Source organism: Pandoraea pnomenusa, assembly GCF_040391475.1.
Lineage (GTDB): Bacteria > Pseudomonadota > Gammaproteobacteria > Burkholderiales > Burkholderiaceae > Pandoraea > Pandoraea pnomenusa_C.
The window spans coordinates 179899-194086 of sequence record NZ_JBEBXS010000007.1 but is presented as its reverse complement, the minus strand read 5'-3'; the positions used below and the strand labels follow the sequence as shown (position 1 = coordinate 194086).

Annotated in this window: 13 protein-coding genes; 10 read left to right on the top strand and 3 right to left on the bottom strand. The window is 63.9% G+C overall.

The window, feature by feature from the left end:
* Window positions 1-157: 157 nt before the first annotated feature.
* Window positions 158-1819: a sensor histidine kinase gene (locus ABWO90_RS10265; RefSeq protein ID WP_353191111.1), complete on the bottom strand. Its 1662-nt coding sequence runs from the start codon at window positions 1817-1819 to the stop codon at window positions 158-160.
* A 134-nt stretch (window positions 1820-1953) separates the two neighbouring features.
* Complete coding sequence (locus ABWO90_RS10260) at window positions 1954-2643, bottom strand: response regulator transcription factor (RefSeq protein WP_039393077.1); 690 nt, start codon at window positions 2641-2643, stop codon at window positions 1954-1956.
* 202 nt (window positions 2644-2845) lie between these two features.
* Here ABWO90_RS10260 and recA point away from each other — a divergent pair, with 202 nt between their 5' ends.
* From recA to ABWO90_RS10220, 8 genes are all read left to right on the top strand, one after another.
* Window positions 2846-3907 (top strand): recombinase RecA, encoded by a 1062-nt coding sequence (gene recA, locus ABWO90_RS10255; RefSeq protein ID WP_353191110.1) that lies wholly within the window; start codon window positions 2846-2848, stop codon window positions 3905-3907.
* A gap of 187 nt (window positions 3908-4094) precedes the next feature.
* Entirely contained in the window at window positions 4095-4640 is a 546-nt protein-coding gene (gene recX / locus ABWO90_RS10250; RefSeq protein ID WP_353191109.1) for a recombination regulator RecX, read from the top strand.
* 307 nt (window positions 4641-4947) lie between these two features.
* The gene (locus ABWO90_RS10245) at window positions 4948-5634 is read left to right on the top strand and encodes a DUF2889 domain-containing protein (RefSeq protein WP_353191108.1); all 687 of its coding nucleotides are present in this window, start codon (window positions 4948-4950) and stop codon (window positions 5632-5634) included.
* Window positions 5631-6797, top strand: coding sequence for an ADP-forming succinate--CoA ligase subunit beta (sucC, locus tag ABWO90_RS10240; protein WP_353191107.1), 1167 nt, complete (start codon window positions 5631-5633; stop codon window positions 6795-6797). The genes ABWO90_RS10245 and sucC overlap by 4 nt, the downstream gene beginning before the upstream one ends.
* 79 nt (window positions 6798-6876) lie before the next feature.
* Window positions 6877-7758, top strand: coding sequence for a succinate--CoA ligase subunit alpha (gene sucD, locus ABWO90_RS10235; protein WP_353191106.1), 882 nt, complete (start codon window positions 6877-6879; stop codon window positions 7756-7758).
* A gap of 191 nt (window positions 7759-7949) precedes the next feature.
* Complete coding sequence (locus tag ABWO90_RS10230; protein ID WP_353191105.1) at window positions 7950-8678, top strand: TerC family protein; 729 nt, start codon at window positions 7950-7952, stop codon at window positions 8676-8678.
* Between the two features lie 224 nt (window positions 8679-8902).
* The gene (locus ABWO90_RS10225) at window positions 8903-9424 is read left to right on the top strand and encodes a pilin (protein WP_353191104.1); all 522 of its coding nucleotides are present in this window, start codon (window positions 8903-8905) and stop codon (window positions 9422-9424) included.
* 87 nt (window positions 9425-9511) lie between these two features.
* Window positions 9512-11317: a Wzy polymerase domain-containing protein gene (locus tag ABWO90_RS10220; RefSeq protein ID WP_353191103.1), complete on the top strand. Its 1806-nt coding sequence runs from the start codon at window positions 9512-9514 to the stop codon at window positions 11315-11317.
* A gap of 127 nt (window positions 11318-11444) precedes the next feature.
* On the opposite strand, the gene thiD is transcribed toward ABWO90_RS10220, so the two are convergent.
* Window positions 11445-12281, bottom strand: a complete 837-nt coding sequence (gene thiD, locus ABWO90_RS10215) for a bifunctional hydroxymethylpyrimidine kinase/phosphomethylpyrimidine kinase (protein WP_353191102.1) — start codon at window positions 12279-12281, stop codon at window positions 11445-11447.
* Between the two features lie 211 nt (window positions 12282-12492).
* Between thiD and ABWO90_RS10210 the strand changes: the two genes are divergently transcribed.
* Together ABWO90_RS10210 and ABWO90_RS10205 are read left to right on the top strand one after the other, a co-directional pair.
* A complete protein-coding gene (locus ABWO90_RS10210) occupies window positions 12493-12663 on the top strand; it encodes a rubredoxin (RefSeq protein WP_006400971.1) in 171 nt (56 codons plus the stop codon).
* A gap of 39 nt (window positions 12664-12702) precedes the next feature.
* Window positions 12703-14154 (top strand): hypothetical protein, encoded by a 1452-nt coding sequence (locus ABWO90_RS10205; protein ID WP_353191101.1) that lies wholly within the window; start codon window positions 12703-12705, stop codon window positions 14152-14154.
* Window positions 14155-14188: the final 34 nt, after the last annotated feature.

The window sequence follows — 14188 nt, the reverse complement described above, 5'->3', positions numbered from 1 at the left end:
TAATGTAAGCACGCCCCTGGGACGCACCCGGGCCGTTGCATTTGATTATTGGAGGACAACCTTACCGCCGTCTGACGCCAAACTGACTCGAAGCTTACGCCCCTAGGGAATTACCCTCGACTTTGGCGGGAAATTGAACGTATTTCGCGTGATTTCGTCACGCATGAGGGTTTTCGATAGGCGCATCGGCGAGCGGTAACGTCACGCGAATGAGCGTGCCGGTTGCTTCGGGGTGCTGCGCGTCGACATGGTCGAGCACGCTCACATCGCCGCGATGGATCTGCACGATCTCGCGCACGATCGCGAGGCCGAGTCCGCTGCCGTCGCTGTCGCTGCCGAGAATGCGGTAGAAGCGCTCGAACACACGCGGGCGCTCCGAGGACGGAATGCCCGGCCCGGTGTCTTCGACTTCGAGATGCACGAAGCCGTCGGATGCCTCGTGCCGCAGGCGCACCGTCACCTTGCCGCCTGCGGGCGTGTAACGGATCGCGTTGTCGATCAGGTTGTTGAGCATCTCGCGCAGCATGACCGACTGGCCGGACATATGCACCGGGAAGGGCGGTTCTTCGAAGCCGAGATCGATGCGCTTCGCGAAGGCTGCCTGGAACCAGTCCTGCATGGCACTGCGCGCGAGCACGCTGAGGTTGACCGGCGTGAACGCGGCGGCGTCGTTCGCACTGTTTTCCGCGCGTGCCAGTGCCAGCAACTGATTGACGAGGCGCGCCGCCTGCTCCGAGCTCACCGCGATTTGCGAGAGCGAGCGCCGCAGTTCGTCGGGCGATGTCTGGCGCAGCGCAAGCTCGGCCTGCATGCGCAGTCCGGCCAGCGGCGTCTTGAGTTGATGGGCGGCGTCCGCAATGAAGCGCTGCTGGAGTTTCATGTTCTGCTCGAGACGTTCGAGCAGATCGTTCAGCGAATTGACGAGCGGCGCGATCTCCGGCGGTGCCTGACGCGCTTCAAGCGGTGACAGATCGTCGGGGCGTCGGGCACGGATGTGCTCCTGCAACGCATGCAGCGGGGCGAGCCCGCGCGACAGCCCGAACCACACGAGGATGATGGCGAGCGGAAGAATCACGAACTGCGGCAGGATCACGCCCTTGATGATCTCGTTGGCCAGTTGGCTTCGCTTGTCGAGTGTCTCCGCCACCTGCACCAGCGCCATACTGCCGGGCGGCTCCATACGCGGCAGGTCGACGTAGGTGAACGCAACGCGAATGTCGTTGCCGCCAACCGTCTCGTCGCGAAACTGCACTACGCCGGGCTGCGGACGGTCGTCTTCATGTGGCAGCGGGAGTTCGGCGGTGCCCGCGACGAGCTCGCCCTTCGCGCCGAGTACCTGAAAGTACACGTTGTCGGTGGCGTCGGCGCGCAGCAGGTCGCGCGCGGGCATCGGCAGCGTGAGCGTGACCTGTCCGCGATCGGCGTGGACTTGTTGGGCGAGCACGTAGGTATTGGTTTCCAGCGCCCGGTCGAACGGGCCGTTGGCAATCGACTTGGCGACGAGATACGTCACGGCGATGCTCATCGGCCATAGCAGCAGCAGTGGCGCCAGCATCCAGTCGAGAATTTCGCCGAAGAGCGAGCGCGGTGGTGGCTCGGCCTCACGCTCCAGCGGCGCGCCGAACCCAGGGCGCACGAACGGATCGGCGTAAGGATCGAACGGATCGGCGGCGTCGGCGGTGTCGGGTCCCTCGGAGGCGTCGTGTCGCGAGGCGCCGTCACGTCTCCCGAAACGCGAGAACGCACGATTCCCGGTGCGCGACGGCGCGTCAGGATCCGCGTGCGCGGGGCGATTCGGGTGACGGAAGCTCAGGCGCATCGGGCGGGGAGGCGAAAGCGGCCGGGGGCCGGGGTAGCGGGAAATTGCCGGGAGGGGTTGGCGCGCGAGACATTCGCGCACCGCTCATGTGCCCGTGCGCCGCATGGATGGGAAATACGGAAACCCGAGACCCCCTACGCGGCGTTGGCGGGCGCGGCCGCCGGCTTCTCCAGACAATACCCCAAGCCGCGGATCGTGGCGATGCGCACGCCGCTCGGCTCGATCTTCTTGCGCAGCCGGTGCATGTACACCTCGATGGCGTTGTTGCTCACTTCCTCGCCCCAACCGCACAGATGGTCGACGAGCTGCTCCTTCGACACGAGCCGGCCCGTGCGCAACAACAGTACCTCTAGCAACTCGAGTTCGCGCGCCGACAGGTCGAGCATCTGCTCATTGATATAGGCGGTGCGTCCGACCTGATCGAAGCTGAGCGGACCGTGCCGGATGACCGTGGAGCCGCCGCCGGCGCCGCGCCGGGTGAGCGCACGCACGCGGGCTTCGAGTTCGGCCAGTGCGAAGGGCTTCGCCATATAGTCGTCGGCACCGAGATCGAGACCCTTCACGCGAGCGTCGACGCTGTCGGAGGCCGTCAGGATCAGCACGGGCAGATGAGAATTGCGGGCTCGCAGTCTGCGCAGGACTTCATGGCCGGGCAGGCGGGGCAGGCCGAGGTCGAGAATCAGCAGGTCGAACGTCTGGGCGGATAATGCGGAATCGGCTTCGAGCCCGGTCTTGACGTGATCGACGGCGTAGCCCCCCTGGCGCAGTGAGCGGGTCAGGGCGTCGGCCAGAATGCTGTCATCCTCTGCGATGAGAATTCGCATGGGCGTGATAGGCTTGTGTAGGCACCGTTGCCTGACGGCAGCGGTGAGTCTCCTGTGATGTTGCGGCGCGTGGTTCGCGGCTTTTTTAGTCGTTTCGGCGTTTTCGGACAACAGGTACTTGCAAAGAGCACTGGTTTTTTATACAGTACCGGCAGTCACGCGTCACTCGAGCCGTCTCGCTCATCATATCAAAGGACGATTCATGGAAGAAAGCAAGAAAGGGTCTGCCAACCTGTCGGCCGAGAAAGGCAAAGCGCTCGCCGCTGCCCTCGCGCAGATCGAGAAGCAATTCGGCAAGGGCTCGATCATGCGTCTGGGCGACGGCGAGGTCGAAGCGGACATCCAGGTCGTCTCGACCGGCTCGCTGGGTCTGGACATCGCGCTTGGCGTCGGTGGCCTGCCGCGCGGTCGCGTGATCGAAATCTACGGTCCGGAATCGTCGGGCAAGACCACGCTCACGCTGCAAGTCGTGGCGGAGATGCAGAAGATCGGCGGTACGTGCGCGTTCATTGATGCCGAGCACGCGCTCGACGTCGGCTACGCCAACAAGCTGGGCGTTTCGGTGCCGGAACTGCTGATCTCGCAGCCGGACACGGGCGAACAGGCCCTCGAAATCGCCGACGCGCTGGTGCGTTCGGGCTCGATCGACCTCATCATCATCGACTCGGTGGCGGCGCTGGTGCCGAAGGCCGAAATCGAAGGCGAAATGGGCGACTCGTTGCCGGGTCTGCAGGCACGTCTGATGTCGCAGGCGCTGCGCAAGCTGACCGGTACCATCAAGCGTACGAACTGCACGGTCATCTTCATCAACCAGATTCGTATGAAGATCGGTGTGATGTTCGGCAACCCGGAAACGACGACGGGCGGTAACGCACTGAAGTTCTACTCGTCGGTGCGTCTGGACATCCGTCGTATCGGCTCGATCAAGAAGGGCGACGAGGTGGTCGGTAACGAAACCCGCGTCAAGGTCGTGAAGAACAAGGTGTCGCCGCCGTTCCGCGAAGCGATTTTCGACATCCTCTACGGTCAGGGTATTTCGCGTGAAGGCGAGATCATCGACCTGGGCGTGAATGCGAAGATCGTCGAAAAGGCCGGCGCCTGGTACAGCTATAACGGCGAGAAGATCGGCCAGGGCAAGGACAACGCGCGTGAGTTCCTGCGTGAAAATCCGGACATCGCCCACGAGATCGAGAACAAGGTACGTGCTTCGCTCGGCGTGACGGCGATCAACGAGACCGGCGAGATCGAAGAAGACGAGGCGTAAGCCCTTCGCTTCGGCAGTCTTCGGAACGGCAACGCGAAGCCTCACGGCGGCGCGTTGCCGTTTTTGCTTTCCGGCGCAGAACCGACATGTCGATGCCGGACGAGTTGCCGTCCCGATGGCATTGTTCGTGTCACATCCGTCAAGTGTGCCGCTTGCTTCCCTTGCCTCCCTTAGTCACGATGCGTTCATGATCCATCGCCGTCCTCCCCGAGATTCCAACGCACCGCCACCCCCTCCCGGTGACGATGCCGTCGCGGCCAAGCGGTCGCGCAAACCGACGCTGAGCCTCAAGGGGCGCGCGCTGTCCTATCTTGCACGTCGTGAATACAGCCGTGCCGAGCTGCGTCGCAAGCTCTCGCCATATGCCAACGAAGAGGACCCCGAAGCACTCGATCGCTTGCTCGACAGTCTTGAGCAGGAGCGCTGGCTGTCCAATGAGCGATTCGCGGAAAGTGTGGTGAACCGCCGCGCCTCGCGTCTGGGGACGACGCGCATCGTCGGCGAGCTCAAACAGCATCAGGTCGATCCCGAGACGGTGGCCGCCCTGACGGAACAACTGCGCAGTACCGAGCTCGCGCGTGCCCGCGCCGTGTGGCAGAAGAAGTTCGGCGAAGTGGCCACCACGCCTGAGGCGCGAGCCAAACAGATGCGATTTCTCGCGTCGCGCGGTTTCTCGAGTACCGTTATCAGCAAAATCGTGCGTGGCGCGGACGAGTACTCCGACGACCGGTGAGCATCGTCTCATCGTTTTCCTCATGAATCGTCGAGGATTCATCGGCAAAGTACCGGCTCGATGCGCGAGCGTGTAAGCCGCATGAATGCTGGCATGACATTCAGATAAATGTCACACGATACGTGCTGTCACGCTTATCGCGATATGGCGTTGCACCATGCGTGCCGTTCCCGGGGATTTTTGAAAAACCGACCGGCGGGTCGGCGAATTCCGCCTTATGCGGCGGGCTTCTGCTGCACTGCGGAAGGCGTCGCCTCCGCCTATGCTAGAATCAAGATCTTTCCGCGTTCATGCATTGCACACTCGCATGCCGCTCTCTGAGCCAGCCCCTCGTACCCTGCGTCACCGCCGCTCGATCGCTGTCGAAGCGTATTCGCGCGATGACGGCCTATGGGACATTGAAGCCCGTCTGACTGATCACAAGGATCGGGATTTCGCATTGGCGACGGGACTTCGCAAGGAGGGCACGCCGATTCACGAGCTTTGGCTGCGTTTGACGATCGACGAAGATTTCGAAGTGCATGACGCTGAGGCCGTTTCCGATTGGGTGCCGTATCCCGGCATTTGCGATCAGATCGGCCAGCAATACCGTCAATTGATCGGACTTAACCTGCGTCGCGGTTTCCGCCACGCGGTGCGCGAGCGCCTTGGCGGCGCCGCGGGTTGTACGCATTTGACCGAACTATGCAGTGTCCTGCCCACGGCAGCGATCCAGGCCTTCGCCGGCGTGGTGATCCACACCCCCGACACGGCGCTCAAGGCCGCCAACGACGCGCAGGCGTCGACACCCCCTTTCCAACTCGGACATTGTCACGCCCTGCGGTTTGATGGCGAGGCGGTGCGCCGGTTTTACCCGCGCTGGTTCAACGGCCGCGCAAACGATCGAGCGAACGAGCCCACGACGCCCGTCACAACAGAAGCGGTGCGCGATGGTGCCTCGACTCGCAAGCTCGAACCCAAACTTCCAACTCAGCAAGAAGGGAATCACGCATGAAGATTCATGAGTATCAAGGCAAGGAAATCCTCCGGAAATTCGGAGTCGCGGTGCCCCGCGGCATTCCGGCGTTTTCCGTGGACGAGGCCGTGAAGGCAGCCGAAGAACTCGGCGGTCCGGTTTGGGTGGTCAAGGCCCAGATTCACGCAGGCGGTCGCGGTAAGGGCGGCGGCGTGAAGGTGGCCAAGTCGCTCGAGCAAGTGCGCGAATACGCCAACCAGATCCTCGGCATGCAACTGGTCACGCACCAGACCGGTCCGGAAGGTCAGAAGGTCAATCGCCTGCTGATCGAAGAAGGCGCCGACATCAAGAACGAACTGTACGTCAGCCTCGTGGTTGACCGCGTCACGCAGAAGATCGTGCTGATGGGTTCGAGCGAAGGCGGCATGGACATCGAAGAAGTCGCCGAAAAGCATCCGGAACTGATCCACAAGGTCATCGTCGAGCCGTCGATCGGCCTGACCGATGCCCAGGCCGACGACCTGGCCAAGAAGATCGGTATCCCCGACGCTTCGCTCTCGCAAGCCCGCACGATCCTGCAAGGTCTGTACAAGGCCTTCTGGGAAACGGACGCTTCGCTGGCCGAAATCAACCCGCTGAACGTGAGCAGCAACGGCACGGTTACCGCGCTGGACGCCAAGTTCAACTTCGATTCGAACGCCCTGTTCCGTCACCCGGAAATCGTTGCGTACCGCGACCTGGACGAAGAAGATCCGGCTGAAGTCGAAGCCTCGAAGTTCGATCTGGCCTACATCTCGCTCGACGGCAACATCGGCTGCCTGGTGAACGGTGCCGGTCTGGCAATGGCCACGATGGACACCATCAAGCTGTTCGGCGGCGAGCCGGCGAACTTCCTGGACGTGGGCGGTGGCGCCACGACCGAGAAGGTCACCGAAGCGTTCAAGATCATGCTGAAGAACCCGAACCTGACCGCCATTCTGGTCAACATCTTCGGCGGCATCATGCGTTGCGACGTGATCGCCGAAGGCGTGATCGCTGCCTCGAAGGCCGTCTCGCTGAAGGTACCGCTGGTCGTGCGCATGAAGGGCACGAACGAGGACCTGGGCAAGAAGATGCTCGCCGAATCCGGCCTGCCGATCATCTCCGCGGACAGCATGGAAGAAGCTGCCCAGAAGGTTGTCGCGGCTGCCGCAGGCAAGTAACCAGAACAGTCGAAGCCTGCAGCGGCGCCGCCCCGAGGGGCAGGCGAGCGCTGGGCAACCAGACGAAGGAAATCAAGCAATGTCGATTCTGATCAACAAAGATACCAAGGTCATCACCCAGGGTATTACTGGCAAAACCGGCCAGTTCCATACCCGCATGTGCCGCGAATACGCGAACGGCAAGAACGCGTTCGTCGCTGGCGTGAACCCGAAGAAGGCCGGCGAAGACTTCGAAGGCATTCCCATTTTCGGTTCGGTCAAGGACGCGAAGGCCCAGACCGGCGCCACCGTGTCGGTGATCTACGTGCCGCCCGCAGGTGCTGCTGCTGCCATCTGGGAAGCCGTCGAGGCCGATCTGGACCTGGCGATCTGTATCACGGAAGGCATTCCGGTTCGTGACATGATCGAAGTGAAGGACCGCATGCGTCGCGAAGGTCGCAAGACCCTGCTGCTCGGACCGAACTGCCCGGGCGTGATCACGCCGGACGAACTGAAGATCGGCATCATGCCGGGTCACATCCACAAGAAGGGTCGCATCGGCGTGGTGTCGCGCTCGGGTACCCTGACGTACGAAGCCGTTGGTCAGCTGACGGCTCTGGGTCTGGGCCAGTCGACCGCCGTCGGTATCGGTGGCGACCCGATCAACGGTCTGAAGCACATCGATGTCATGCAGATGTTCAACGACGATCCGGATACGGACGCCGTGATCATGATCGGTGAAATCGGTGGCCCGGACGAAGCCAACGCGGCCGAGTGGATCAAGGGCAACATGAAGAAGCCGGTCGTCGGCTTCATCGCAGGCGTGACGGCGCCTCCGGGCAAGCGCATGGGCCACGCCGGCGCGCTGATCTCGGGCGGTGCCGATACGGCCGAAGCCAAGCTGGAAATCATGGATGCCTGCGGCATCAAGGTGACCCGCAACCCGTCGGAAATGGGCCGTCTGCTGAAGTCGATCCTGTAATTTCCGCTGGATGACCGTGGTGCAGCCGCCGGAACCGGCGGCTGTGCACACAGTCGAAAAAAGGGAGCCCGGAGCATCGGGCTCTTTTTTTTGCCAAGGCGCCTTGCGCGTCGTCGGCGGCATCCTTCGGGTTTGCTGCCCTCGCTGCAAACATTTGGTTCGTACCGCCTGTTTTCGAGGATATCCCCGCCATGCTTGCGTTTTTTGCCGAGCTGAATTGGGCTGCGGTCCTGCAGATCATCATAATCGACATCCTGCTGGGTGGCGACAATGCCGTGGTGATCGCGCTTGCCTGCCGTAACCTGCCGGCCAAACAACGATTGCAGGGCGTGATGTGGGGCACTGCCGGCGCCATCGTCCTGCGCGTGATCCTGATTGCGTTCGCCGTCACGTTGCTTGCCGTGCCGTATCTCAAGGCCTTGGGCGGGTTGTTGCTGCTCTGGATCGGTACCAAATTGCTGGTGCCCGACCATGACGCGCACGACTCCGTGAAGCCGGCCGACAAACTCTGGACGGCAGTGAAGACCATCATCGTGGCCGATCTGGTCATGAGCATCGACAACGTGATCGCCATCGCCGGTGCGGCGGAAGGCGCCGCCGGTCATCATCAGTTGCCGCTCGTGATCTTCGGTCTTGTCGTGAGCATTCCGCTGATCGTCTGGGGCTCCCAACTGGTACTCAAGGCGCTCGACCGGTTCCCGTTCATCGTGATCGCCGGGGCGGCACTGCTCGGCTGGATCGCGGGCGGACTCATCGTTTCCGATCCGGGGATCGGCCACCTGCTGCACCTGCCGGGCGACGCCGAGGACTACACCCACTATGTGGCGTCGGCGATCGGCGCGGTGCTGGTCGTGGCGCTCGGGCTCGCGCTCAAGCGTCGCAGCGACGCGCGTCAGTCACGTGCAACCTCTTCGGAATAAACGGGTCCATTTTCGGGATCTCGGCATTCCGCGATCTCATTCCGGGAGCTTCGCTCCCGATTCGGACGAATCGTCCCATCGTTGGATAGGACGATTCTCCCAAGCCATACGGCGCCGCCTGATTTGATCTATGGCAGGACGTTCGCCGTTGGGGGTGTGGCATACTCCGCCCACTTCCCCCCGAAGTCCCTTTCGTTTTCATTGCTTTCGCAGGGAGTTACACAATGCGTCGTTTCGGCCACCGGACCACCGGTCTCGCCAAGTCCCGGGGATTCACCCTTATCGAGTTGATGATCGTGCTCGCGATCATCGGCGTGCTGGTCACGGCAGCCGTTCCGTATCTGCAGAACTATCTGGTGCGTGCGCGCGTCGTCGAAGGGCTGGGCGCCGCGGCGTCGGCCAAGGCGCTCGTGAGCGAGAACGCCATGCATGGCGCGCCGTTCAACAGCGGCTGGCAGGCACCTAGTGCGACCGACAACGTCAACGCCGTGAGCATCGATTCGGTGAGCGGCAATGTCACGGTCGCCTACACGCAGCGTGCCGGCGACGGTGCCCTCGTGCTGGTGCCGACGAGCGCGGGTGCCAACGGCACACCTACGGCGCTGACGGTCGGCAAGGCCCCCGAAGGCCAGATCGTGTGGACCTGCTATGCGCAGGGTCGCGCGGGCGCACCGGGCGGCGCGACGTTGCCGGGCAAGCTGGCCCCGGCCGAGTGCCGCGGCGCCGAGGCGCCCAAGGCGGGCTGAGCCCAGCCCTTGAAATGGCCGCCACCTGGCGGTCATTTTTCGTTATGCTTGCGCATCTTCCAACCGGTGCACTGCACGGCGGCGATCTTGTTTCCTCCTCTGCTTCTCTCATTGATCGGGCTGACCCTCGCCCTGATCTGGGCCTTGCCCTACAACCTCGTCAAGCACACCTATCCGATCTCCACCTTCTATGCCGAAGCGTTGGCGTTCTCGCTCTTCGCGGTCCTCGGTGTGCTGTCGATGATTGCCGTGTGGCAGCGCGACGCGCGCGCGCTGCGCATGCCACGTATTACGTGGATGCCGCTGGCGTTCGTGGCGATCATCCTCGTGCAGCGGGCCGCGATGCCCACCGAACTGCCACAGTTGATGATGACGGCGCTGTTGTACGGCGTGGCGATGATCGTGGCGGTAAATGCGGGGTTCTGGCTGGCGCAACTCGGCTGGCGCGGCGTGCTGATGCGCTGGAGTGCCGCAGCGCTCACCCTCGGCGGCCTGTATGCGGTCGGCGCACAACTGGTGCAGGCATTCCATCTGGAAGCCCACGTGCCGTGGTTCGTGGCCAAGTACACGGTGACGGTCGCACGACGTCTGTTCGGCAACATGTATCAGCCGAATCATCTGGCGACGTACCTCTCGCTTGCCAGCGCAGGCGCGTTCTACCTCTGGTACTTGCGCAAGATGCCGGCGTGGCTTTGGGTGGTGGTGTGTGCAGCGTTCGACGTGGGCATCTGCCTGACCGGATCGCGCACGCCGTGGCTGCAACTGGCGCTGCTTTCGGCGTTCGGCCTGTGGATGGTGTGGACGGAGCGCGCCGATCCGACGCGTACCATGCGCCGCTCCATGCGCTGGTTCGTGCCGGTGGCGATCCTGCCGTTGCTCGCCCTGGTGACGATGTTCGTCGGCTGGGCCAACGTTGCGTGGGGATGGCAGCTTGACGGGAGTGCGGTCGCACGGATGCATCAGGCCGGACAAGTGACCGGACGTCTGAATCTGTGGGAATACGGGCTGGCGATCTTCCGTGAGCACTGGTGGTTCGGTGCGGGCTGGTCGAACTACATCGACGCGCAGTTCGCGCTGGTCGACAAGCTCGGTCCCGTGGAGATGGCCGATAACGCGCACAACGTACTGCTCGACCTGCTCGCCAAAACGGGCATCGTCGGTACGCTGGCCGTGTTGGTGCCGCTCGGCTTCTGGTTCGCGCGCGCCGTGCGCGACATCAAGAATGCCCCGATTGCGCTCGCCTTCGTGCTGCTCGGCATGCTGGCGATCCACGCCATGCTCGAGTATCCGCAGCACTACGCCTTCTTCCTGCTGCCGGCACTGTTCCTGCTCGGCTTTTGCGAGACGAAAGCGATCGACAGTGTTTCGCCGACGGCCACCGGGGCCATCAACGGCGTGATCGTGTTGTTCGCGTGCGTGGCGATTCCGTGGTTGATCGCCGATTACCAGCGCGTGGAAGTCGCGTACCGCGCGGGCAAGATCGACACCTACCGCACCGATCCGGCGCTTTTCTTCGCGCCGTATGGCGATTACGCGGTCACCGGCGCGTTGCTGCTCAATCGCGATCAGCTCGACCATAAGCTCGCGGCGCATCGTGAGGCACTGGCGCTCGGTGCCGGCCCAACGATGATCAAGCGCTACATCGTGCTGCTCGCGCTCGCGGGACGCGACGACGAAGCGTTACTCGACATTCAACGTCTGAAGAACTACAACACATCGATCTTCCCCGGTCAGTATGCGGCGCTCGTTCGTATGCTGCGCGATCAGGGCGACGATCTGAAGCCGTTCGTCAAGCGGGTGATCGAGGCCTGGGGACGACCGAAGGGCGAGTCGGACGACGCGAGCGAGCACGCCATGCTCGGGCCGCAAGGCATGCGCCTTCGTCTGTCGTGACCGCCGCGCGCAGCTTCGGCTGCCAGCCCGAGTCGTCATGATGCAAAGCAAAAACGCCCGCGAATCTCGCGGGCGTTTTTTGTTTTGCGGCTCGGCGCAGGTCATGCGCGATGAACGGCGAGGCGGCTTAAGCCTCCGGCGTGCTGCCTTCCTGTTCGGTCTCTTCGCTACGCGCCCAGAAGAAACGGTCGGGGAAGTGCCTCCCCATACCCGGGCGGAACGCATTCTCCAGCACCTGTTGCAGGTACTCCTGCGCTTCGCGCACGGCTTCCGGCACGGCAAGACCGCTGGCGATCATCGCGGTAACGGCGGCGGCCAGCGTGTCGATGGCACCGGCCACGTTGTGCGGCGGACGATCCCAGGCGTCTTCGCGAACCATGCCGCCGTCGGAATACAGCGTGTGCGTGAATTGCGGCGCATTGTTGTCGCTCACGAGCACGAACTCGCAGCCGTTTTCCAACAGGACCGACACCGCTTCGTCGAGCGACAGGTTTTCGTTTTCGGTGATCGTCTGGGCCAGTGCGATGGCGCTGGGCGGACTCACCACCAGCACGCTTGCCTGCGGCACCAGCAGGCTGGCCGTTGCTTCACGCAATTCGTCGGCCGAGAGCAGATGCTCGCCGGCCAGCCCGAAGTCGGGCGCCACCACGAGTGGCGTCTCGTCATAATCGGCCACGATCTCGGCGATGGCCGCCACGTTATCGGAGTTGACCGCACTGCCGACCTTGAAGGCGGCCACGGGCATGTCTTCGAGCAACATGCGCGCCTGGTCGGCAATCCAGTCCGGGTCGATCGGCTGTACTTCGTCGCAGGTACGCGAGTCTTGCGACGAATAGCCGGTCAGCACCGATACGCCATAGCCGCCCATGCTGGCGAACGTAAGCAGGTCGGCCTGGACGCCGGTGGCCGAAGTGGGATCGGAGAGCCCGAAGGTCAGCAGAATGGGTGGGGATTCAGTGTGCATGGAGGCAGGATAGACGGCGATCTGGTCAGGCCTTGGGTTCGTTGGTACCATCACGCCTTAAATGCCCGTTTCGGAGCGCTGGCAAGCGCCGTGGGCTTCACCCGCCGGACAATGCACCGGCAGGGTTCCCACAACACCGTGCGACCTTGGTCGCCGGGACCCGAAGCGGTTGACAAGCCATTGTAACGGAACGCTCGTCGCTGAAGAAAGAATGGAATACAAGAGCTGGATGTGCCTCATTTGCGGTTGGATCTACGACGAAGAGGCAGGACTGCCCGATGAGGGCATTGCGCCCGGCACGCGCTGGGAAGATGTGCCCATCAACTGGACCTGTCCTGAGTGCGGCGCACGCAAGGAAGACTTCGAGATGGTACAGATCTGACGACGCACGAAGACCGGCCGCACGGCCAGGAGATGGCCCATGGTGACGCCGCAAACGCCGTCCGAGACGTCTGACACGTTCGACACGTCCGACAGGTCTGACACGCCCGATACCTCCGGCACCGCCCAGACGATCCCCGGAACCCCCGCGCGCGAGACACGCGATGCCCCTTTGTGGCGCCTGCCCGAAGTGGCGGACGCGTTGACCGAGGCGTCCGACGCCTGGTCCAACGGCCCGGCGGCGGCGCTCGGCCCGCTGCGGCGCGCGAACCGTCTGCTGCACGCGAGCGGCCACGCAGACTGGGCGTTGCAAGGCGAGCGCCTGGTTCAGGCGATTGCCGAGGCGGCCTATGGCCAGCCGGGCACGCAGGACTCCGCCCAGCGCAATGCGCTGCGACAGTTCGAGCGCGACATCTGGCAAGCCGGTGTGTCGCCGGCGCTGGCGCCGACGTCGGCGACCGGCGCGACCGGGCAGGGCGACTCGCCCGCTGCGGTCGAGAACTGGCCCGGTGCCCCGACGCTCGGCGAACTGCGTATGGCCGGATGGGTCGTCGCGCGGCCACGATTGCATGGCCTTCCCGCAGGCACGGCCCCGCTGCGGGCGGACGTCGAGCGCGTGCTGCTCCGCCTGCTGCGTCCCGACGGCGACGTGACGGACACCACGGCAGCCCTTGGCCAACTCGCCGATCTGGCGGCCGATCTGCATCGCGCCGGGGCCACGGCACCCCTCGATTACTGGCGGTTGGCCGCCGCGTGGTTGCGCTTCGTGCGCGCGCCGCTGAGTCTGGCGGACAAGCGTCAGATCGGGCGCATGAACCTGGCGCTACGCAAGCAATTGACCCCACCGACCGCCCCGAGCGATCCGTCGGCGGGCGGCAGCGCGAGCGCGTCGACCGGCAAGGCGGCAACCGAGGTGATTCCCGGCCACGATCTGCTCGAAGCGCTGGCGACCTGGCATGCCCAGGCCCCGGACAGCTGGCTGGGCACGCTGTTGGCCGATTTCGGCGTATTGCGCCGCGCCGGCCATCTGCCCGAACCGCTGGCCGACGCTGCGCAGGCGGCACAAAAGCAGGGCGCGGGAAGCAGTGCGCGCGATTGGCTGCGTATTGGCCCGTTGGCGGTTCGTCAGGATGTCTGTCAGACGTTCCTGAGTCTCGCAGACGAGGCGCTGCCGAATTTGAACGAACCGGCCGTGGCCGCCAAGGTGGCGGAATACTCGGCGGCGATCGGGCTCGCCCCGGTGGCGCGACTGGCGGCCGCGGTGGCGGCGACCGGGGAGCGGCTCGCCGCATCGCCCCCTGCGGAGCCGGGCGGGCCGGCGGCGCTGGCCATGACGGTCAAGGCACTTCGGGGCATGCTGCATCAGTTCGCAGCCGATGCGTATCCTGAAGCGCGCCCCGACCTGATCGCGGAAATGGCGATGTGGCGCGAGCGCGCGCTGGACGCCAGCGTGTTCGGACAGCGGCTCGTCACCGGGCGCGACGTTCCGTGATAAAGTCGGCAAAAAGGTCGCCCATCGCTTCCTA